This window comes from Candidatus Arsenophonus nilaparvatae, assembly GCF_045346035.1.
In the GTDB taxonomy this organism is placed as follows: domain Bacteria; phylum Pseudomonadota; class Gammaproteobacteria; order Enterobacterales; family Enterobacteriaceae; genus Arsenophonus; species Arsenophonus nilaparvatae.
Window position 1 is genome coordinate 2578818 of sequence record NZ_CP158507.1, and the last position, 21668, is coordinate 2600485.

Sequence of the window (21668 nt, forward strand, 5' to 3'; positions counted from 1 at the left end):
TCATCCTTTTGCTATCTCAGAGTTAGTAATTACTAAGTCACCTTCAGCAAGACCGGAAACAATTTCTGCATCAATATAATTTTGAGTAGCAACTTCGACTCTCCTTTCCACTTGTTGCCCATTTTGTAGCAGTACAACAATATATTGATTATTAGCAATATTTTCTCTCAAGGCAGATAGTGGTAAAAGTAATACATTTTTATGTAATGCAAGTTGAATTTTAATTTGTGCAGTCATTTGTAGTTTTAAAATATGATGCGGATTGGGTACTTCAAAGCGTGCATAATAAAAAATTGCATCATTAACTTCTTCCGGCGTAGGTAAAATATCTTTCAAAACTCCAGCAAAAGTTTTATCCGGTGCACCAAGAATAGTAAAAGAAGCTTTTTGCCCCGGTTTAAGATTAATAATGTCAGCTTCAGAAACTTGTGCTTTTACTAACATTGTATCCAAATCAGCTAATGTCATGATAGTTGGCGCTTCTTGAGAAGCGATTACCGTTTGTCCCTGCAACGTTTTAATGTTAGTAACAATCCCACTTAATGGCGCAGTAAGATAGGTATATTTCAAATTAGTTTTAGCTGTATTTAACGAGGCTTGATTACGATTAATTTGGGCAATATAAATTTTTACCCGCGCTTTTTTAACCTCCACATCAGTTTTAACTCGATCAAACTCCTGCCGCGAAATAGCCTGATGCTTTGCCAAATCGACATAGCGCTGATAAGTCATTTCGGCTAACTTCAATTCAGCCTGCGCTAAGGCTAAATTAGCTTGATGTTCACGCAGCGTCTCCTCTGATTCTTTAACAACATTTTGCGCTTTTTGCGGATCGATTACCGCTAACAAATCCCCTTTTTTTACCATATCCCCCTCTTTTACATAAAGGGTCTGTAACTGGCCACTAACCTGGGCGCCAACATCTACCTTACTCAACGCGTCCAGCTTACCCGTGGCAAGTACATGTTTTTCGATATTTCCTCTGATAACGGGTACAGTCTGATAATTTATTTTTTTGGGTAAATTTATTACATAAAGCATCACAGCGGTGATGATAATAATTGATATCAACATCAGAAAAATTAATAAACGCTTTTTTTGATTGGGAAGAAATTTCATACTAAAAATACCTTTTTTTAATATGGAATAGGTTAAAAACTGTATAAGAGCCACTGCTGCCTCGACTAAAACCAGCAGACAAATACTACAATATTTTTATTGCTTACCTGTTTACTAAGATTGCCCTCTGGCTAGCCATGCAACACGTGAAAACATATGGCGCAGCAAAGAAGGAATTGAATTAACGCCTTTTTCTGCCGCTCTATTGGCGACTTCAATTGCTAAATCAGGTTTAGAAGTTCGATGAATTGCTTTAATAATGACACGACGCGGTGATATTTTACCATTATCAGGAATAGCGGCAATCTGATGATAAATATCGCTGAAACCTTCACGGTAAAGAAAATGCTCCATATCTGACGCAGGTAATGTAGTTAGTCTATCTCGAGGAGTATCATTGATTCTTTCAGCAAAAGCAATTGCTGAATCAGCATACTGTTTCCCTGCATTATCGCCATCAACCAAAGTATGCCACTCGATCCCCATACTATTAGCAAACTTTAATAATGGCTTAAGACCGCATTGCGCAAACTCAATCACTTTAACACCTTCTGACTCAAAATGATAATTACATTGGCGTGCTAATTCATTCATTAACCAGATTTCAGTCTCACCTTCAACCAATAACCAGCAGCGTGCAAATAGTGCTGATGGGCGATTAATGCGTATGTGAAATGAAAGACGACGCATATCCTCCAGTGATAACCTGTTCGTCTTTAACCGATAAGCAACCACTTGATTTGAATTACGTACTAAGCGGCATATATTTTCCAGTGGAACTTGTGAAAGCAATTCGCCTGAATTAGTTGAATTAATACGCTGCAATGAAAAAAGATTTAATAGTCGCCAAGCAACCGAAAGCATAATAGGATGTAAACGAGTTTCTGGATCTTCGATAATCAGGATAGGCCGAGTATCGCTATTTAGTTGAAAATCGCTTTGTAATTGTAAAAATGATGAAAAAAGCTGCCAAATAATTAACCGAATAGAATGCTGTTCCGGTTTACCGACTATACGATTGATATCTTCCAGCACTCGCCAGCCTCTTCTATTAGGTGAGTGATAGGCAATATTTGACTTATGTGGTCGATTAAATAAGCGCATATTTTGTTCGGCAAAATAATAACCGAGCAACTGTTGCATTGCCACAAAGCCATCTTCAATCTCTTCATGAGACAATTTTGGTGATGCTTTTATTAATGCCTGGGTCAATTGTTGTAATTGGCTGGCAAATTTAACAGAGGTTTTTTTATAGTCAGCATCATAAGATTCAGCCGCTGTAGGGCGTGAAAAGCGGGCGTCTCTTAGACGTAGTACGGGATATAGTCGAATAATCTGCTGGATATATTTGCTATTATCATTTAAAACCAGCTTATTGCCGTCCTTATCTAAAAAACATCTTTCGGTAGCCACAATATTATTTTGTCGTTCAGCACTCACACGATAATAAATACGTTTATATTTATCATTTCCTTCAATCCATAATGCAGATAAGGACTTAAATCGATTAGCGTTGTCACTATTTGACTGGTTTTCACAAAAAACTAAAATAATTTGTAGATTATTGACTTGTTCATCTGTATCTACCAAGTGATGGAAATCATGTTGGCTAAATTGATATAACGGCTGCTTAGGTGATAATAAAATAGTCAGCGCATCTAACAAACTTGACTTACCCCAGGTATTTTCACCAATTAACACAGTATTATGATCTAAGGTCAATGAAAGCCGATTGATGCCGCGAAAACCAGAAATCTCCACTTGTTGCAAATACATGGTTAACCTCTTTTTATGCCTATCAGTAATAGTTACTGGATTATCCTGTGAGCAAATGAATTACGTTTAAATATTATTCTATGATATTGCGCCTAGTTTGAGTCTGTTATAAAATATTTATCATTATTTTGCCTATCTTTTTCACATTATTTCCACAAAATCATCGCCATAAAAGCGTTAATTGTAATAAGGATGGACTATGTATTCAGGACTACTTATCATTCTTTTACCGTTAACTCTTGGCTATCTGTTTCGCTTCAAGAATAAGAAGATTTTAGCGCTTACTCATCGCCTATTAGGTGTGATGGTTTACATTATTTTATTTTTAATGGGCATCACTTTGGCGTTATTGGATAATATTAGTACTCATCTTACTGCAATTTTTATCTATACCATGGTTTTCTTTTGCTGCACCTTTGCCGCTAACCTGATTGCTTTATTATTATTGGATAAACTTTTTCCGTGGAAAATTGCGAAACGGGAAACCAATAAACCACTCTCTCGGTTCAAAATGATTTTAAGTTCACTACCACTGTGTGGCGTGTTAATACTAGGTTTCCTGTTAGGATTAACAAAGTGGCCATTTTTATCCTATGCCAAACATGGTACTGAAATTACCCTTATCTGTTTATTATTATTGGTGGGTTGCCATCTTCGTAATAGTGGGATGTATCTTCGGCAAATTTTAATCAATTTCAGAGGCGCAACGATTGCGGTAATTGTTGCCACCAGCGCGCTACTTGGTGGTATTTTGGCGGCATTTTTATTAGGGCTACCTACTAAAGTAGGTTTAGCGATTGCAGCCGGATACGGTTGGTATTCGCTAACCGGTATACTGCTTACCGACGCTTACGGGCCAGTCATTGGTAGTACCGCTTTCTTTAACGATCTAATGCGCGAATTAGCGGCTATTATGCTTATTCCAATTATTATCAATCAATTTCGTTCTACTGCATTGGGGATTTGTGGCTCAACATCGATGGACTTTACGCTACCCATATTACAACGTAGCGGGGGAGTGTCTATTGTACCTGCTGCCATTGTACACGGTTTTGTACTAAGTCTATTGACGCCATTACTGATTGCCTTCTTCACCTAATAGATAACTAAATTTTCTGCCAACCACTCTGGTGCTAAATAGGTAACCAAACATGGGTAAAAAACGGATTTTAGTACTTGGTGCTAACGGTTATATTGGTCAAAATCTGATCCCCGCGTTAATCAAACAAGGACATATGATCACCGCAGCAACACGTCAACTTGATTGGGCTAGAGCACAAAATTGGCCAAATACTCAATGTTGTTATGTTGATTTACTCGCAGCCAAAACCTTAAACAATATTATGACAAATATTGATATCGTTTACTTTCTTGTTCACAGTATGGCAGCTAATAATAATCTTATTGAACAAGAATGCCTGGCTGCTCTTAATGTTAAAAATGTACTCAAGCACTCTCAAGTAAAACAAGTTATCTATTTAAGCGCACTACAAAACCATTGCTGTCATTCACAACACCTGATGGCACGTAAACTGACCGGAGAAATTTTACGTGAAAGTAAAATTCCGCTGACAGAAATTCGGGCACCAATTATTATTGGTGCGGGCTCCGCGCCTTATGAAATAATTCGGGATATGACTTACAACTTATTCATTCTCACTCCCCCACGTTGGGTAAGGTCAAAATCTTGTCCTATTGCTTTAGAAAACATGCTGTACTATCTGACGCAATTGATAGCCCATCCAAAACTAATGAACATCGTATACTTGATGCTGGTGGGCCGGAATATATTGATTATCAAACACTCTTCAAGCGCTTTATGCAGACAAGCGGTAAGTATCGACCGCTTATCCCGCTACCTATCCCAATTAGATTAATTTCCATTCAATTCATTAGCCTAATAACTTCAGTTTCTCCCTCTATTACCAAAAGGTTAATTCAAGGGCTACAGCACAATCTGCCAGCTAATGATCAAGCGTTAAAACAGCTTATTCCACAAAAATTGCTTAGCGTTGATGAAGCAATCAAACAAGCGTTTATTCACTCGCCTAATGCCATTAATAAAGCGGATTGGGGCTCAGATCCAATCCTAAAGACAAAATGGTGTGACAAATATAGTTATTATCCAAAAGATGCCGGTTTTACCCTAACAACCCGTGCTACTAGCCAGACTATTTGGCAAATCGTGCAACAAATTGGTGGCAAAAAAGGATATTTCTACGCCAATATTTTATGGCAATTACGCGCCTTGATTGATGATTTAATGCTCAACAAAGTAAAATATGGCCGCCCTATACGTGAGGAATTATATTTAGGCGACATGATCGATAGCTGGAAAGTGATTAATATCAAACCCGGACATCAATTAACTCTATTATTTGGTATGAAAGCACCGGGGCTAGGCCGTTTAACTTTTACCATCAAGGATTGTGGCAAATATCGAACGTTAGATGTCAGAGCATGGTGGCATGCTGCCGGTTTTTCAGGACTAATGTATTGGCTAATCATGAGCCCAATTCATCGTTTTATATTTAAGGGCATGGCTAAAAAAATTAATAAAATTGCATTAATAATGCATAAAAAACAATAAAATTAGCTTAATAAAGCCAAAGTGCCTTATAAAATATCAATATTAGCCTATTTGCAGAAATCACATATTGCATAACTATTCCATTAAGATTATCATTGTTTAACTTGTTTATTTATTCATATTTTTAGCATGTGTATTCAATTAAAACAAATTAATTGCTTTTATGGTGAAGAGCAAGCCCTACACAATATCAATTTGACATGTGAAACGGGTGAAACGATGGTATTACTTGGCCCAAGCGGTGCTGGTAAAAGCTCATTATTACGTGTCTTCAATTTACTAGAGATGCCTCGTTCAGGCCAACTGAACATCGCTGGGTACCATTTTGATTTTTCATGCCAAACCAAAAAAAATGAAATCAGAGCGTTAAGACAAAAAGTGGGGATGGTATTTCAACAATATAACTTATGGCCACATTTGACCGTAATGGAAAATCTGATTGAAGCGCCTTGTTTAGTATTAGGTTTAACTAAGGCAGCAGCTAAAGAAAAAGCAGAAAATTTATTGCACCGTTTACGGTTAACCGAATGTGCTAATCGTTTCCCATTGCATCTTTCTGGAGGTCAGCAACAGCGAGTGGCAATTGCCAGAGCATTAATGATGGAGCCTGAAATTCTGTTATTTGATGAACCAACAGCTGCTCTCGATCCTGAAATTACAACCCAAGTGGTTAATATTATACAGGAATTATCAAGAACGGGCATCACCCAATTGATAGTGACTCATGAAATTGATTTTGCCCGTAAAACAGCGAGCAAGATAGTTTATATGGAAAAAGGGGTAATTGTGGAGCAAGGCGATATTGATCGTTTCACTAGACCACAAACTCAAGGCTTGGAAAATTATCTATCCCATTCATCTCATTGAGAATAACGTAATGAAAAAATCACTGTTAGCTATTATCTTATGCAGCCTATCCATATCAGTACTAGCCTCACCAAAAGAGACGATACGCTTTGCAACTGAAGCAACATATGCCCCATTCGAATCAATTGATGCCAATAATAACATTGTCGGTTTTGATATTGATCTGGCCAATGCTATATGTAAAAAACTCAATGCCAACTGTACATTTACTCATCAATCTTTTGATAGCTTAATCCCCAGTTTGAAAATGCGTCGATTTGATGCTTTGATGGCTGGAATTGATATTACCCCAGAGCGGCAAAAACAAGTTGATTTTACTGATAGTTATTATAATAACTCAGCAACATTTATCGCAGTAAAAAATAAAATTAATAAAATATCATTATTAAAAGGTAAAAAAGTTGGCGTGCAAAATGGAACCACCCATCAAAAATATATCAGCCAACAGCATAAAGAGATGCAAGCTGTCCCGTATGATAATTACCAAACTGCTATCCTCGATTTACAAAATGGCCGTATAGATGCTGTGTTTGGAGATACCGCTGTTACAACGGAATGGCTAAAAACAAAAGGTAACGAAAACCTTGCCGCCGTGGGTGAAAAAATAACAGATGCTAATTATTTTGGTGTGGGTCTGGGTATTGCGGTACGCAAAGGAAACAAAGCGCTGCTAGATAAATTAAATAAAGCGATGGCACAATTAAAACAAGATGGCACCTATGATGCTATCTATCAAAAATGGTTGCAAAAATAGTCGATTATCGTGATGAATAATCTGTTGTTTCTAATAAATGCCGCCGGTTTGACGATTACTCTTGCTGGTATCGCTTTGATACTAGGGCTATTATTAGCCCTGTTATTTACTGCTTGGGAATCTGCTCGCTGGCGGCCTGTAGCCTTGCTTGGTTCTTGCTGGGTGACTTTAATTCGCGGATTACCTGAATTATTAGTTGTGCTGTTCGTTTACTATGGCACATTACAATTTATTATGTTGTTAGGTGACGGCATTAATATTAATTTCATTTTCTGGCAAACAACCTGGCAAGTTGATCCTGAATGGTTCTTCCCACAAAATAGTGAATTCGATTTTATCCCTTTTTTTTGTGGTGTTGTTGCTCTTGCTCTACTCTATGCCGCCTATGCATCGCAAACCTTAAGAGGCGCCCTAAAAGCGATACCATCCGGCCAATGGGAATCAGCTCATGCATTGGGTCTCAATCGAAATATTGCTTTCCTACGGCTTATTATGCCCCAAATGTGGCGTCATGCATTACCTGGCTTAGGCAATCAATGGCTGGTATTGCTAAAAGATACTGCATTGGTTTCACTGATTAGCGTAAATGACTTGATGTTGCAAACCAAAACGATTGTCAATCGTACTCAGGAACCTTTTACTTGGTACTTAATTGTGGCATTAATCTACCTGGTTATCACCCTGGTAAGTCAATTTATTTTACGCCGCATTGAATTACGCACAACTCAGTTTGAACGGGGAGTCGCAAAATGATCGATTTAATCATGTCATTGCTGCCAGGCTTACCAACCAGTCTATCATTAACATTATGCGCGTTACTGATTGCCTTTTTGTTAGCACTATTTTTGACTATTATTTTATCGTTAAAAACAGCGATTTTTTCAGCTATTATTCAAGGCTATATTACGCTATTTACCGGCACTCCTTTGCTGGTTCAATTTTTTTTGATTTACTATGGACCCGGTCAATTTCCCGCACTAAAAGAGTACCCTGCATTATGGGCATTGATTTCTACTCCATGGGTTTGTGCCCTGTTAGCGCTTAATAGCGCCGCCTATTCCACCTTATTATTTCATGGTGCAGTAAAAGCAATTCCTAAAGCTAGCTGGCAATCTTGTCAGGCGTTAGGTATGTCAAATTACCAAACCCTAAGAATTATTTTGCCTTACGCGCTTAAACGTGCACTTTCATCCTATTCTAATGAGGTGATCCTTATCTTTAAAAGCACTTCACTAGCAAGTACCATAACGCTATTAGAAATTATGGGATATAGCCAACAAATTTTTGGCCAAACTTATAATGTCGATGTTTTTATTGCAGCGGGAATTATTTATTTATGCGTGAATGGCATTTTGACTTTATTAATGCGTTGGCTTGAACAATACACTTTATCTTTTGAAAAAATTTAACCAAATAAATCTAGCCTTCTAATAAAGAAGGCTATATTTATGGTAATTTTTTAACTAATTACGCAAAGACTTGATGTGTTCAATGTGTGCTAATCTTTAACGTCTAAAATCTATAATATGTAAGATATCAATAACACTGAACACCACTTGATAAATGTTTTTTTGTTTAATTCAATATAACCATCAAGAGACTGAGAGTTTTTACAATTAAAATAATCACTCCATTTTGTAAGATAACAAACTACCCTAGCTATTGAGAATAAATGGCGGGCTAAATATATTGCCTTATTCGTTTATGTAAATCAGCTGGAGAGATTATTTTTATACTATATCTCTTTTGTATATTTTGTTTGTATTGAACATATTTCAGCCATTGTTTTTCCTTGCGCTAATTTACCGTCTAAATTAATTGGATCTGGCAAAAACTCAGGAAAAATTTTTGTTTTAATACCTTTGCCAGCCGCTTCTTCTAATTCACTTAGAGTAACACTGCCACCACCAAACGCTAAAAAACATCCATTTTTACTTGCAGCGTATACCATATAAGAATCACCAGAATCATCCAAAACTTTCCAGCTGTTATCTGGATCCTTTATTTGCATAACACTCTCACAATTTTTTGATAGGCTATTTGTTGAAGCTTGTTGTGAAACAATGCCAAAAGTGCTTACCCCTAAATTTTTAGCAATATCATAGACACAGCCAATACCTTCAGGAGTCGCGCCGGCAACAATAAGTAAATTATGAATCCCATGCTCATCAATATTTTGTTTTATCTCTTTTGTTATATAGTCTTGTAATTTTTCTGTATTTTCATATCCCATGCCAGAAAATCCACTAAAAACCAATACAAATTTATTGTCGATTTTTTTATCGATTTCTACTTTTATCGGATCAAAATTAGGACTGGAAGCAACGGAAGATTCAATATTATTGACACTAGCAGATTGCGATGAACTGATCATATTCTAATTCCTTTTAGAAAGCGGTTATTATTCAAATATTATTTGGTAGATAAAATGCAAACGAAGCGGTTAACAGGAATAAAAAGAATCTAGCAAAATAGCCAGACCTTTTAAAGTAATAAATAGTCTGAGATTTATTGTTATTCTTTTAATCTTCATAAATGTAAAATAGATAATCCATTATCCATCCACATGAATGGCAGATGCCGATTGCATCTATTTTTATAACTTAATGTAGCAGAAAGCGGGCAGGTAAAGGTCGCTCTGATAGCTCTTCATCGTCAATATCTTCTTGACCGCTATACAGTAGATCATTGTTATAAACTTCAAAAATAATAGCCGCCATCTGCTCTTCTGCTTGCTGAAGGAAACTGGAGAATTGATTACAAGTCATGCCAGCCAATAACGAAAAAGATTGACTAACCACTAGTTTAGGCAAATTTTCATCATTAATTTCCATAAATGCTTTCGCCGTTAATGAGCTGGCATTAATTTGGCTTAAATTTGCTAATAGGGTAATAATCGATGTCGGTTTGAGTTCAGCCAAAACAGAGAAAACTAATATGTTTTCAACAATATCAACTTTAGCATCGAAAATACCATCAATATTTTGCATATGTGGCAAATGCAATGCCTGGCAATTATCACATTCAAAATATGAAGTTTTGAGTTGAACAAGCCACTCTCGCAATTTAGCTATGTCAGGGAAACAAATCGAATCCATTAATTAACCTTATTTTGCACAAAATACTAACAATTCTACCTAAGAAAATTCGCTATCTATCATCTTAAACCAAAAACAGACCATATTTTATCATGTTAAATCATATTTAACGAGCCATTCCTACTTATAATTTAATCCATCTTGCGATGATTACACTGTTTAGCTTTTAGCTTGCGTTGGTGATGTTCCGAACTATTTTTTTGTTGGTCAATGCCGAAAAAACTAAGCTTAGGCAGCGCCCGCCAAACAATATGAACGATGGCCGGTATCATACAACCAATTGCTAGCATAATCATAGCAAGCAAAACACCTTTTTTCATAAATAAAGCAGCTAATTCAATATAGTTATTTATCACTAAATAGACCAATAACAGTAATAATAAACCAATAACTTCGAGTATTATCACAAATTTAGGCATATCACCGAAAGAACGCATAGCGGATAATTTTTTTTTGCTCATAACAATCTATGTTTCCTGTTAAAAAACACTATCCTGTTATATTAGGTAATTGTTAACATTTCAGATAGCAATAAATATAAATTGTGCTTTTTTTGACGCTAACTATAGGCATAGTAATTGAACTGTAGATAATAAATAAAATTTAGTTGAAGGAGATATGATGTTTACTGTCATTTTTGGTCGCTCTGGTTGCCCCTATTGCGTCCGAGCAAAAGAATTAGCAGAAAAATTAAAACATGAACGTGATGATTTTGATTATAATTATGTTGACATACAAGCGGAGGGAATCACTAAAGCTGACTTAGCTAAAAAAGCGGGTAAACCTGTTGAGACTGTTCCGCAAATTTTTATTGATGAGCAACATATTGGTGGTTGTACAGACTTTGAAGCCTACGCAAAAAAACATCTTATTTCTTAATTAACTGATTTCATTAAAATTATTTTCTATTTTAATTTTATATGTTAAGTTTCAGGCACAAATCATAAAAGCATTTTTTGATCAAAAAATGCTTTTTTTTCTTCTTTAAGAACTTTATGAATAATAAATAGTCTTAACTTATGCCACTGCTTTTCTTTGAATGTCCCCAAATTATTGAGGAATACGATAGTTTAAATTATGTCCTATTTAAACTATCGGTTTTTTATTCATACTATCTAATCGACCTTGCAAGGTTACAATAATTTGACGTTCACCACCGTGATTACCAATATGGATACAAATTGCCGCAAATTAGGTAAAAAAATTATAACCGCGTAGTAAGCATTAAATAATATCCATTAAGTCAGGATTTAAGTTTTACCTCAAATCTGATTGCCAAATAAATGACTAGTTGTTCATGAAGAAGGAAGTTAATGAAAAACGTAGCTACAGTTCTTCTTTCTTCGCTTGTTTTACTCTTATTTACCCCGTAATCTCGCTGCCGAATAAATGACTAATTGTTCATGTTCATGTTCATAAAGGAGGTTGTCAATGAAAACGGTATATAAGGTCCTTCTTTCTTCACTTGTTCTACTCTCATTTTCTTCCATAGCAGCAAAAGATTTACATAATAAACTGATCATCCAAGCTATTCCCTCCTCAGAAGGTACGGTGGTGATTGAAGGGCAGCCGAAGTATGAAAAAACATTTAATGTTGTTGTATATAGTGTAATTGATCAGCCAATTGAATTAACCGGTGATGTCGGCTGCTACAAAGCGTTCAATGAAAAAGGCAAAGAGTTTGATGGACGGCTAGTGCATGCTGAGCTACTGGGAATATTGAAAGACAGCCCAAAAGCGGGAGAAGCCACCTTCGTCAGCGACGATGAATCTGTCTATAACGCCAAATTCGTAAAATGGTCTTCGCAATGCTAATCTCCGACTAAGCGCATACAAAAAGGGTATCATTTGCAAGGGCTATATGATATATAAAATCTTTTACTATCATATTGTTATTATGTAAATGTGGGCCGCTCTAGCGGCCTTTTCGTATTTCACAATTTTATAAACCGTAGATCAGGCAACATTGAGCTGACGGACAATTTCTGTTGGCCAGTGCCTTTCTGATGAAGGGCCAACACAATGTTGCTATTGATGGTACGCCTGCGGCCAAAACGATACTTTTAAACTTCCCCTCCTGTCTATCTTGATTCGTGCGCGCCAGTATTCTCCGTTGTTAAACCTGAGCCACAGTACAGAGAGTGGTGCCGACTATTTTTCCCATTTCACCATCAGCTGCTTGTCCCATCATCAACAAACCGGACGCCCACGCACTGAGCATCGAATTCTTTTAATAAATGAATAAGTTTTATAAAAATATTACCAAACTTACTTTACCCTATGTAAAAGACATTTTACCCTTGGCTATCTAATATAAATAATCAGGATACATATTCAATGAGGGCTCTACCTTGCTAAACTATATTAACTTAAGTTTGTTTAGTTTTATTAATGCCACCCCAATTACATCCATTGGTACATTAACATTGGCAATTTTTTTGGCTAAACGACTCATTCTTATATTTCCCTTAATTACCATTGCCTGCTGGCTTTGGGGATCATCGAAAAATCTAGTTCGCCAAAGAGTGTTTGTCTGTAAAACCGCTCTCGCAGTTATTATCGGTTTAGCTATTTCCGGTTTTATTGGCGTAATTTTCCCACAAGAACGACCTTTTATGTTGGGGATAGGCCAACATTTTCTTGCTCATGCCCCAACACCATCATTTCCCAGTAATCATGCTACTATTGCTTTTACCTTCGCTTTTGGCTTTTTATTCTGGTTAAGAAATTGGATTGGGCTGTTATTATTTATACCAGCGTTCACAATTGCGTGGGCTAGAATTTTTCTCGGTGTACATTGGCCTTTAGATATGGCAGGCGCATTTTTGGTTGCGATTATAGCTTGTGGAGTTAGTCAAACAATCTGGAAAATTGGTGGTGATAAATTACTACCATATATAATAAAAGCTTATCAAATCTTATTTTCGCCTTTAATTAAAAAAGGTTGGATTAGAGGTTGAATACTAAGATAATTTAAATATATACATAAGTAGCCTCTGTTAATTCAATAAGTTATCAATTTTAACGAGGCTATTTTATCACTCAACATTTTTAATAAGTTAAATAAGCAGATAATTATTTATGATAAGCGTTACCTAAATAAAATAACATTATCTGATTTTACTAAAATAGAATTAAACATTGCTAGATTTAATATTTATGCCATTTATCATTTAAATTCAGGCTATTAATTTATAACGGTTATATCTTAGAATGAAATCATTTCACTATGAAATCTAAATGGCAAGTTAATAAAAGTAAACTATTTTTCGTACAAAAGTAAAAAAACAATAATATGATGTTTAAAATGGAAACAGCCAATAACCAACAATAAATCAATTAATGATTATAACTAAGTGAAAGCGGCAAATATTATCGGTAAATTGCCCGTTTATTTATATACATTATAAAAATTAATAAAAATATTTTTATCAAAAATTGAGCTTATTAACTGAATGATTAATCATATTTATTAAAACAACTTTTAAGTAAATATTAACTAAGAATAGCTAAATTTAACAAAATATAAACAAAAAAACTTACACTCATTAACAACAAACTATAGATGATTATACTTTTGGGATGCTGATCACGGAACTTTATACCGATAAATAATAAGATTTGCGTCTGAAAAACTAAAATATAATTTTGACATATAAAAAAACAAATAAAATTGATTCTAAACAGTATTGTGATAATGACACTAAACCATAATGTGGTATAGTATCGCAATTAACCTTTACTAGAATAATCAGTTACTTTATTTACATAAACTTTAACTATATATTTTGTTTATGTAGATAAAGAATATTGTATAAATATACCTGCAATCATAATTATATTGACCGGTTTTCATACATTAAAAATTTACTATTTTTTGTTTCTCGTTTTATATTTTGGAGATTACCATGGATACAACTCGAGTTGATTCCATCACTTCCTCATATGCACACCAGGACGTAAAAGTTTGGCGTAAAAATGATACAGTTTGGATGTTAGGTTTATACGGCACCGCGATCGGTGCTGGTGTACTCTTTTTACCCATTAACGCAGGTATGAGTGGCCTATTACCCGTCATTCTAATGACGTTACTCGCATTTCCAATGGCCTTTTTTTCCCATCGCGGTTTAACCCGTTTTGTATTATCCGGCTCAAAACCTAATGGCAATATTACTGAGGTCGTAGAAGAACATTTTGGCCGTTCTTCCGGTAATTGGATCACACTGCTCTATTTTTTTGCTATTTATCCTATCTTATTGGTATATGGCGTATCAATTACCAATAATGTCGAGAATTTCATCGTTGAACTCCTCGGTTTTAATGCTCCACCACGCTGGCTATTAGCACTTGTTCTTGTCGGTGGTATCATGGCTATTGTTAGCCTGGGTGAGAAATATATAGTCAAAATAATGAGTATGCTAGTATTTCCGTTTATTGCGGTTTTGGTGATATTTTCACTCTATATGATCCCTCACTGGCATGGCGCTGCATTAGAAACACTTTCATTCTCCAATATTAATATGGATAGTACCGAAAATAACCAGAGTATGTTGGTTACGATTTGGTTAACTATCCCTGTTATGGTCTTTGCATTTAACCATTCACCTATTATTTCTGCATTTGCCGTTGCTAATCGTAAAGAATATGGCGAGCATGCGGATCAAAAAGCTTCTCGAATTTTAGCTTCAGCACATATTTTAATGGTTATAACCGTAATGTTTTTCGTTTTTAGCTGTGTATTTACTTTATCTCCTGCTGATTTGGTAAAAGCAAAAGCGGCAAACATCAGTATCCTCGACTATTTATCTGGCTATTTCGATAAACCTTTTATTAAATTTGCCGCTTCACTAATTGCCTTCGTCGCAATTATAAAATCGTTCCTAGGACATTATCTCGGTGCGCGTGAGGGTTTTAATGGTTTGGTTGAACGTGCTTATCGGGCAAAAGGTAAAACAATCAATATCCAAAAACTAAATAAAGCAACTGCGATTTTTATGTTAGTCACTACCTGGTTAGTTGCTACTTTAAATCCAAGTATTCTGAGCATTATTGAAAGTTTAGGTGGACCTGTTATTGCAATTTTATTATTCATGATGCCAATGTACGCAATGAGTAGAATACCCGCTATGCGTAAGTATTCTGGTCATATTAGTAATATTTTTGTAGTCATTGTCGGTATTATCGCTATTTCAGCTGCAGTATATAAATTATTTCTTTAACGTTTAATGATTTTGGGATGGCTTTGATTTATTGGAATAAACGAATTAGCTTTCCCAAATATCGTAAGGCCGCAATATTAACTTCAACTCTTCGGCCAGCTTATTACTAAAAATTAGCGCCTTTAACAAGGAGGCGAATAAAATATGAGTAGTGTTTTTGATATTTTTAAAATTGGCATTGGCCCATCCAGTTCTCATACTGTCGGACCAATGAAAGCCGGGAAACAATTTGTTGATGATCTAATTGAAAAAGAGATTCTGACTTCTGTAAAGCGTATTAGCGTTGATGTTTATGGTTCATTATCTTTAACCGGTAAAGGACATGCCACTGATATTGCCATTATTATAGGATTAGCCGGTAATCTACCCGATACGGTAGCTATCGATTCTATCTCCACTTTTGTTAAAAATGTTGAACAAACTCAGCGCTTATCACTTGCCAATGGACAACATGTAGTGGATTTTCCTACACAAGGTGGTATGAATTTTCATACCACCAATCTACCACTGCATGAAAATGGTATGGTAATTACCGCTTTCGCAGCTGAAGATAAACTGTATAGTAATACCTATTATTCTATTGGCGGTGGTTTTATCGTTGATGAGCAGCATTTTGGTCAAGAAAGTGGATCGCCGGTTAAAGTACCTTACCCATACCAGTCAGCAGCTGATCTACAACGGCACTGTAAAGATACCGGCCTTTCACTGTCTGCACTGGTGATGCAAAATGAATTAGCGCTACGTAGTAAAGAAGAAATCCAAACTCATTTCGATGCAGTTTGGCAGGTTATGCAGCAAGCTATCGAACGAGGTGTTAATACCGAAGGTCTATTACCAGGCCCACTTCGGGTACCACGCCGTGCAGCAGCATTAAGAAGAATGCTAGTCACCTCCGATAATACGACAACGGATCCGATGGCAGTTGTTGATTGGATCAATATGTTCGCCTTGGCAGTCAATGAAGAAAATGCAGCCGGTGGACGAGTGGTTACCGCACCGACCAATGGTGCTTGTGGTATTATTCCAGCCGTACTTTCTTATTATGATAAATTTATTCGCCCCATTAACGAAAATTCCTATACCCGCTTCTTTTTGGTTGCTGGCGTTATCGGCACCCTTTATAAAATGAATGCTTCAATTTCTGGTGCTGAAGTTGGCTGTCAAGGTGAAGTTGGTGTGGCCTGTTCTATGGCTGCAGCTGCGCTAACCGAATTAATGGGAGGGAGTCCTGCCCAAGTCTGTATCGCAGCAGAAATTGGTATGGAACATCATCTTGGGCTTACTTGTGATCCGGTTGGCGGTCAAGTCCAGGTTCCCTGTATTGAGCGTAATGCGATTGCAGCAGTTCAGGCGGTTAATGCTGCCCGAATGGCTTTACGTCGGGTTAGTGATCCGCGTGTTTGTCTGGATAAAGTAATTGAAACCATGTATGAAACCGGCAAAGATATGAATGCCAAATATCGTGAAACTTCACAAGGTGGGTTAGCGATTAAAATTACATATTGCGATTAAACTATTTAATAAACTGTTACAACAATTAGATAATAAGCCAGTTTTAACAACTGGCTTATTCAATGTTAATAAATTATTTTATTCACTATTATATTAGTATACATGTCAAACAACTTGCGGCACATATATGCTTGAGCATTGATTGCTGATAGGCACTGGAGTACAGATATTATAAGCGGTCGATTCTTTATTTTTAAATTCTGACATTATTTGCCCCAATCTTTCCTCTCGCATATTAATATCAAATATATTTCCTTCAATAGAAAAGCTACTATAACTATCGATATTAATTATATTTATTTGATTATAATTTATATTAATTAGATTGTTATCAGTAGCAGATTTACGAGTTTGCACACCCAATCTTGGGGCTAGATCTATCTGTGATTGCGTTGTTAGGTTTTCCTTGGTTTTCTCTGGACATACACACGGTTCTTCCACCGATGGTGTTTTCACGGTCGGGCTTTCCTCTGTTGGGCTATCCTCCGTCAGCACTTGCTCTGGATACACACACGGTTTTTCCACTGCCGGTGTTTCACATGATAACGCTCCCGTTATATTAATATTGTGACCTGCTGTGACATCACCGATCCCTACACTACCATACTGTACTGCTGTTACCGTAATATCATTCTCTTTACCCGCAGTAACATTCTTAATAATTGAGCGACCGCTCTCTTTAGCCGTTTGTCTAATAGTATTCTTTTCACAGGCAATAATATCGCCTATCTCTGCATTACCATGCTGTTTTGCTGTTGCCGTAATGTGGTTTTCTTTACCCGAAGTGATATTGCCAATCTGTGATTTACCACCATCCGCTACTACTATATTAATATTGTTAATCGCTCTAACTGTTACAACAGCTCCATTATCATTTACCGTTACAGAAGGACCGAATTTTATTTTTTCCTTTATTTTATTTTTCATCTCTCCTTTTAATTTATGATTTCTGACTTTAAATTTATCAGTATCCATTACACAAACTCCATCACAAGATTTTATTTAATAAAAAATAGGGAATGCGGAATAACTTTTTGTTAATCCGAAGTAATTAATAGGCAAAATTAAAATAATTTAAATTAATACATAATTATTTATTATTTTATAATACCTAAAACAATTATGAGTTAATTAATTTCACGTCGCAATGAAGTTTGTCTGTAAATAAAAAATAAATTTATAATGAATAAATAATATTATATTAAAATAACTTTTAAATATTAATTAAATATAAATCTAATTTAATTTAATAACTATTTATTTATTTTTATTAAAATTAATTATATAAAAAAAGACCCACAGGTCTTTTTTTATAATCTAACGATTTAACTAACCAAATAATGCATGCCACCAACTGGAAATAGTGACAACAATATAGTCCCATAATCGACTCAAAAAACCACCCTGCTCTATTGCTTGTTTCACTACGAGCGGGCGTTTATCAATCAATTGATCGTTTAAAAAGAAATTAATTGTCCCAACCACCTGATTTTGGCTTAATGGAGCTTTGAGATAATCTGAGTTCAGGCTATAGGTCGCTTTTAGGTCTTGTTCTCTTCCTTTCGGGATAGTGATTGCTGCATCTTTTTCAGTTCCCAATAATACCGTAGACTGGTTACCATACCATACCTTTTCAGTAGTAAATGGCTTATCTGCCGTTATAGGAACAATGGTTGTAAAAAAACGAAATCCCCAATTTAGCAGCTTTTCACTTTCGGTAAAACGAATGCGATCACTCGATGCCCCCAACACAACAGCAATTAATCGCATTGGACCATTCGTTGCCGAAGTGATAAGATTATACCCCGCCCCGCTGGTATGTCCAGTCTTGACCCCATCCACCTGCAAGCTTTTGCTCCACAATAAACGATTGCGATTGTATTGCTTAATTTTATTGTAGGTAAACACTTTTTCGCTGTGTAATAAATATTCATCCGGCACATCTCTAATTAATGCCTTAGTCAATGCCGCCATATCGTGGGCAGTACTAAATTGGCCTTCTGAATCTAAGCCGTGTACGGTCTTAAAATGAGTATTTTTTAAGCCTAATGAGGTAACATACTGGTTCATGAGATCGACAAAAACAGTTTGACTGCCCGCAACATAATCAGCCAATGCAATACAGGCATCATTACCAGATTGAATGACAATACCACGATTTAAATCCAGCACTGAAACCCTATCACCGGGTTTTAAAAACATTAAAGAAGAGCCTCGTAGAACAGGATTACCGGTTGCCCAAGCATCTTCTCCTACGGTGACCAGATCATTAACGCTAATTTTACCCGCTTTAATTGCTTGACCCACTACATAACTGGTCATAATTTTTGTTAAACTAGCTGGATCTAAACGTTCATCTGGATTATTGGCTGTTAAAACTTTGCCACTATGGTAATCCATCAGTACATAAGCTTTTACATCAAGTTGCGGTGTAACCTGCGATCCATCGGCATGAACATTCATCGAGGAAACAAAAATAAATAATAGACCTAATCCAGTTGTCAAACGATTAATTATTTTCATCAAGCTCTTTTTCATTATCGATCTCCCGCGCTTTCTGATTAAAATATATCAAGTATGCTACTATAAAGAGCTTATAATGATTACAGTTAGCTAAAAAACATAAAGAATATCGCTATCTTTGATCTACTACACAAATTGAGGTAGAAAAAATGGATTGTCAACTGTTTCAGTTGATAAAATTGAGATAATATAATTACTCACCATAAGCAGAAAAACCGATAATCTTCAGGCAATAGTTGTTCGCCGATGGCACAAATAAATCAGCCCAAAAGCCTTTAATTACTAATTTTTGGCGCTAACCGACAATTTTGCAAACGGCCTAGCTGCAAATATATCTTACAATCAATTCACTAATTATAAACTCATTGGCATATTGCCAGGATCAGGGTAATTATATTCAAAACCAAGCTCCTTACAAATACGGCTACCATCAATGATTTTCCCTATAATAGGCGTTGATTCAGCAATAAACTCTGGCGGTTGTAAAGCTACCCGTTGCGACGCCGCAGTATAATAAGATGATCTAACCGGATGTTCAGGTGCGCATAAATTATAAATATTGCCACCCTCTGGCCGTAATATTAATAATTTTATCGCAGTAATGATATCATCTTGATGAATAAGATTAACCGGCTCATTTCCGCCAGTTAAGGCTGTTTTACCAGCTAAAAACCGTCCTGCATGTCGAGCTTCACCCACTAAACCCGCTAACCTAAGAATATCTACCGATATATTTGGCAATTGGTGTAACCAATTTTCTACCTCGACCAACGTTTTGCCTTCCTCGGTATTAGGATATAACTTAGCATCTTCATTTAAAGTTCCACTTTGTGCACCATATACTGATGTTGAACTGGTAAAAATAATACGTGGTATAGCGTAAGAAAGTGCAGTATCAACTAAAAGTTGTACCGCCTTCAAATAACCAATACCACCTTCAGCGGTTTTATTGACCGGTAACATAATAACCAGCACATCCGTAGCATTCATTAACTGTTCCAGATCTTCGGCCTCACATTCAATATCTGGCGTAAACCGAAGCTGGTAACAATCAATACCTGACATCCTTGCTGCATTTACACCATCTGACGTGGTTTTACTACCAACCACTGCCATTCCTGACCGCATTAACTCAAGTGCCAAGGGTAATCCTAACCAGCCTAAACCAATGATAGCGACCTTCTTCATAAATCTCACCACCTCCGATCAACTCAGTAGTTACATTATACTTACCTACTTATTAATATAATTCAAAGATCACAATTCTCTAACAATAATTAGTTATAAAATGAAGACTACATTGCTAATTGATAAATAGTGATCAAATCAGTCATATTAGCCTGAACAGGATTAGTGATACCGGTGGCACTTTTTAATGCGGCTTGAGCTAATTTAGCTAAATCACTATCCTGAACATTCAATCTTCTCAGTCCCGAAGACAGACCAAGATCACAATTTAGCCGCCTTATTTCAGCAATACAAGCTTCTGCACCACGTTGATCGGTCATATGAGCAACTCGAATACCCATTGCTCCAACAATATTTTTTAACTTTTTCGCTACTACCTTTAAATTAAAAGCTTGCACTTAAGGCAACAAAACGGCATTGCAAATTGTTAACGGTTGATGATAAAAATGGCTCACTTGCCAGGCTAAGGTTTGTACATATCCCTGTGAAGCATTATTAAAAGCCATCCCGGCCAGAAACTGCGCATAAGCAATACTTTCGTGCGCCTGTAGATCTAATAAATAATTAACCGCTCGACGCAATCACTTGGTCAATTTATAGTTTTATAGTTTATTTATACCTTTAAACTTAAAAGGATTGTTTTATTTAATATTTTGGCATCTGTACGACATTAAATAGAGTATTAAGCTTATTGCCGATCAAGTAATAAACAGCAAAGAATAGAGAACGGTGAGATAATTGAGCTATTTGTTATGTCTAAATTAAATATGTCATTTCAGATTAAAAATAAATAATAAAGCGCCTGAAAAAGCATAAAACACTTTTTCAGGCAATGCCAAAAAATGTTGGCTAACTATCAAGAGAAGATAAACGAATTAATGTTGTTTTTTTGAATGACGGAACTGTGCCTTCGACAATATGTTAAAAAGCTCGCCAATGCCATAAATTAATAACATAATGCCGCCCATCACGATAGGCACCATACACAGTGCAAAAAGCATACTTTTTAAAATTTCTAGCAT

19 protein-coding genes and 3 pseudogenes are annotated in these 21668 nt (G+C 36.0%); 11 read left to right on the forward strand and 11 right to left on the reverse strand.

Features of this window, described 5'->3' with window-relative positions; genetic code table 11:
* Both macA and WH390_RS12015 read right to left on the reverse strand, forming a co-directional pair.
* A complete protein-coding gene (macA, locus tag WH390_RS12010) occupies window positions 1–1119 on the reverse strand; it encodes a macrolide transporter subunit MacA (protein ID WP_032116312.1) in 1119 nt (372 codons plus the stop codon).
* 114 nt (window positions 1120–1233) lie between these two features.
* Window positions 1234–2895, reverse strand: a complete 1662-nt coding sequence (locus tag WH390_RS12015) for an ATP-dependent endonuclease (RefSeq protein WP_032116311.1) — start codon at window positions 2893–2895, stop codon at window positions 1234–1236.
* 199 nt (window positions 2896–3094) lie between these two features.
* Here WH390_RS12015 and WH390_RS12020 point away from each other — a divergent pair, with 199 nt between their 5' ends.
* From WH390_RS12020 to artM, 6 genes and pseudogenes are all read left to right on the forward strand, one after another.
* Complete coding sequence (locus tag WH390_RS12020) at window positions 3095–3994, forward strand: lysine exporter LysO family protein (RefSeq protein WP_406850589.1); 900 nt, start codon at window positions 3095–3097, stop codon at window positions 3992–3994.
* 52 nt (window positions 3995–4046) lie between these two features.
* A pseudogene (locus WH390_RS12025) lies at window positions 4047–5485 on the forward strand (DUF2867 domain-containing protein).
* Window positions 5486–5614: 129 nt separating this feature from the next.
* Window positions 5615–6352 carry an arginine ABC transporter ATP-binding protein ArtP gene (gene artP / locus WH390_RS12030; RefSeq protein WP_032116310.1) on the forward strand — a complete coding sequence of 246 codons (738 nt, stop codon included), beginning with the start codon at window positions 5615–5617 and terminating at the stop codon, window positions 6350–6352.
* Between the two features lie 10 nt (window positions 6353–6362).
* Window positions 6363–7106, forward strand: coding sequence for an arginine ABC transporter substrate-binding protein (artJ, locus tag WH390_RS12035; RefSeq protein ID WP_032116309.1), 744 nt, complete (start codon window positions 6363–6365; stop codon window positions 7104–7106).
* Window positions 7107–7118: 12 nt separating this feature from the next.
* A complete protein-coding gene (artQ, locus tag WH390_RS12040; RefSeq protein WP_032116308.1) occupies window positions 7119–7859 on the forward strand; it encodes an arginine ABC transporter permease ArtQ in 741 nt (246 codons plus the stop codon).
* Entirely contained in the window at window positions 7856–8515 is a 660-nt protein-coding gene (gene artM, locus WH390_RS12045; RefSeq protein ID WP_032116307.1) for an arginine ABC transporter permease ArtM, read from the forward strand. The genes artQ and artM overlap by 4 nt, the downstream gene beginning before the upstream one ends.
* Before the next feature lie 326 nt (window positions 8516–8841).
* On the opposite strand, the gene WH390_RS12050 is transcribed toward artM, so the two are convergent.
* The 3 genes from WH390_RS12050 to WH390_RS12060 all read right to left on the reverse strand — a co-directional run bounded on the left by WH390_RS12050 (window position 8842) and on the right by WH390_RS12060 (window position 10665).
* A complete protein-coding gene (locus tag WH390_RS12050) occupies window positions 8842–9480 on the reverse strand; it encodes a hypothetical protein (RefSeq protein WP_032116306.1) in 639 nt (212 codons plus the stop codon).
* 229 nt (window positions 9481–9709) lie between these two features.
* Window positions 9710–10204: a YbjN domain-containing protein gene (locus WH390_RS12055; protein WP_032116305.1), complete on the reverse strand. Its 495-nt coding sequence runs from the start codon at window positions 10202–10204 to the stop codon at window positions 9710–9712.
* A 131-nt stretch (window positions 10205–10335) separates the two neighbouring features.
* A complete protein-coding gene (locus WH390_RS12060; protein WP_032116304.1) occupies window positions 10336–10665 on the reverse strand; it encodes a DUF1418 family protein in 330 nt (109 codons plus the stop codon).
* A gap of 160 nt (window positions 10666–10825) precedes the next feature.
* Between WH390_RS12060 and WH390_RS12065 the strand changes: the two genes are divergently transcribed.
* On the forward strand, window positions 10826–11083 hold the full coding sequence (locus WH390_RS12065; RefSeq protein WP_032116303.1) for a GrxA family glutaredoxin: 258 nt from the start codon (window positions 10826–10828) through the stop codon (window positions 11081–11083).
* A 552-nt stretch (window positions 11084–11635) separates the two neighbouring features.
* Window positions 11636–12019, forward strand: coding sequence for a DUF4354 family protein (locus tag WH390_RS12070; RefSeq protein ID WP_032116302.1), 384 nt, complete (start codon window positions 11636–11638; stop codon window positions 12017–12019).
* 141 nt (window positions 12020–12160) lie between these two features.
* Here the strand turns inward: WH390_RS12070 and WH390_RS12075 are convergent.
* A pseudogene (locus WH390_RS12075) lies at window positions 12161–12450 on the reverse strand (recombinase family protein); the annotation flags it as partial.
* A 105-nt stretch (window positions 12451–12555) separates the two neighbouring features.
* Between WH390_RS12075 and ybjG the strand changes: the two are divergent.
* The 3 genes from ybjG (at window position 12556) to WH390_RS12090 (ending at window position 16935) form a co-directional block, all read left to right on the forward strand.
* Window positions 12556–13164 carry an undecaprenyl-diphosphate phosphatase gene (gene ybjG, locus WH390_RS12080; RefSeq protein WP_032116301.1) on the forward strand — a complete coding sequence of 203 codons (609 nt, stop codon included), beginning with the start codon at window positions 12556–12558 and terminating at the stop codon, window positions 13162–13164.
* Window positions 13165–14112: 948 nt separating this feature from the next.
* Window positions 14113–15423 carry a serine/threonine transporter gene (locus WH390_RS12085; RefSeq protein WP_032116300.1) on the forward strand — a complete coding sequence of 437 codons (1311 nt, stop codon included), beginning with the start codon at window positions 14113–14115 and terminating at the stop codon, window positions 15421–15423.
* A 144-nt stretch (window positions 15424–15567) separates the two neighbouring features.
* Entirely contained in the window at window positions 15568–16935 is a 1368-nt protein-coding gene (locus WH390_RS12090; RefSeq protein ID WP_406850590.1) for an L-serine ammonia-lyase, read from the forward strand.
* Window positions 16936–17040: 105 nt separating this feature from the next.
* Here WH390_RS12090 and WH390_RS12095 read toward each other — a convergent pair whose 3' ends face one another.
* From WH390_RS12095 to WH390_RS12115, 5 genes and pseudogenes are all read right to left on the reverse strand, one after another.
* Window positions 17041–17910, reverse strand: coding sequence for a hypothetical protein (locus WH390_RS12095; protein ID WP_032116298.1), 870 nt, complete (start codon window positions 17908–17910; stop codon window positions 17041–17043).
* Window positions 17911–18264: 354 nt separating this feature from the next.
* Entirely contained in the window at window positions 18265–19473 is a 1209-nt protein-coding gene (locus WH390_RS12100; protein ID WP_032116289.1) for a serine hydrolase, read from the reverse strand.
* A 339-nt stretch (window positions 19474–19812) separates the two neighbouring features.
* Window positions 19813–20646 (reverse strand): SDR family oxidoreductase, encoded by an 834-nt coding sequence (locus tag WH390_RS12105; protein ID WP_032116288.1) that lies wholly within the window; start codon window positions 20644–20646, stop codon window positions 19813–19815.
* 107 nt (window positions 20647–20753) lie between these two features.
* Window positions 20754–21227, reverse strand: a pseudogene (locus WH390_RS12110) (iron-containing alcohol dehydrogenase).
* Between the two features lie 294 nt (window positions 21228–21521).
* Window positions 21522–21668 (reverse strand): AcrZ family multidrug efflux pump-associated protein, encoded by a 147-nt coding sequence (locus WH390_RS12115; protein ID WP_032116287.1) that lies wholly within the window; start codon window positions 21666–21668, stop codon window positions 21522–21524.

What these genes read in the sequence shown, in the direction of transcription:
- macA (WP_032116312.1), bottom strand. Translation starts at nt 1,119, where the DNA reads ATGAAATTTCTTCCCAATCAAAAAAAGCGTTTATTAATTTTTCTGATG.
- WH390_RS12015 (WP_032116311.1), bottom strand. Translation starts at nt 2,895, where the DNA reads ATGTATTTGCAACAAGTGGAGATTTCTGGTTTTCGCGGCATCAATCGG.
- WH390_RS12020 (WP_406850589.1), top strand. Translation starts at nt 3,095, where the DNA reads ATGTATTCAGGACTACTTATCATTCTTTTACCGTTAACTCTTGGCTAT.
- artP (WP_032116310.1), top strand. Translation starts at nt 5,615, where the DNA reads ATGTGTATTCAATTAAAACAAATTAATTGCTTTTATGGTGAAGAGCAA.
- artJ (WP_032116309.1), top strand. Translation starts at nt 6,363, where the DNA reads ATGAAAAAATCACTGTTAGCTATTATCTTATGCAGCCTATCCATATCA.
- artQ (WP_032116308.1), top strand. Translation starts at nt 7,119, where the DNA reads ATGAATAATCTGTTGTTTCTAATAAATGCCGCCGGTTTGACGATTACT.
- artM (WP_032116307.1), top strand. Translation starts at nt 7,856, where the DNA reads ATGATCGATTTAATCATGTCATTGCTGCCAGGCTTACCAACCAGTCTA.
- WH390_RS12050 (WP_032116306.1), bottom strand. Translation starts at nt 9,480, where the DNA reads ATGATCAGTTCATCGCAATCTGCTAGTGTCAATAATATTGAATCTTCC.
- WH390_RS12055 (WP_032116305.1), bottom strand. Translation starts at nt 10,204, where the DNA reads ATGGATTCGATTTGTTTCCCTGACATAGCTAAATTGCGAGAGTGGCTT.
- WH390_RS12060 (WP_032116304.1), bottom strand. Translation starts at nt 10,665, where the DNA reads ATGAGCAAAAAAAAATTATCCGCTATGCGTTCTTTCGGTGATATGCCT.
- WH390_RS12065 (WP_032116303.1), top strand. Translation starts at nt 10,826, where the DNA reads ATGTTTACTGTCATTTTTGGTCGCTCTGGTTGCCCCTATTGCGTCCGA.
- WH390_RS12070 (WP_032116302.1), top strand. Translation starts at nt 11,636, where the DNA reads ATGAAAACGGTATATAAGGTCCTTCTTTCTTCACTTGTTCTACTCTCA.
- WH390_RS12085 (WP_032116300.1), top strand. Translation starts at nt 14,113, where the DNA reads ATGGATACAACTCGAGTTGATTCCATCACTTCCTCATATGCACACCAG.
- WH390_RS12090 (WP_406850590.1), top strand. Translation starts at nt 15,568, where the DNA reads ATGAGTAGTGTTTTTGATATTTTTAAAATTGGCATTGGCCCATCCAGT.
- WH390_RS12095 (WP_032116298.1), bottom strand. Translation starts at nt 17,910, where the DNA reads ATGGATACTGATAAATTTAAAGTCAGAAATCATAAATTAAAAGGAGAG.
- WH390_RS12100 (WP_032116289.1), bottom strand. Translation starts at nt 19,473, where the DNA reads ATGAAAAAGAGCTTGATGAAAATAATTAATCGTTTGACAACTGGATTA.
- WH390_RS12105 (WP_032116288.1), bottom strand. Translation starts at nt 20,646, where the DNA reads ATGAAGAAGGTCGCTATCATTGGTTTAGGCTGGTTAGGATTACCCTTG.
- WH390_RS12115 (WP_032116287.1), bottom strand. Translation starts at nt 21,668, where the DNA reads ATGCTAGAAATTTTAAAAAGTATGCTTTTTGCACTGTGTATGGTGCCT.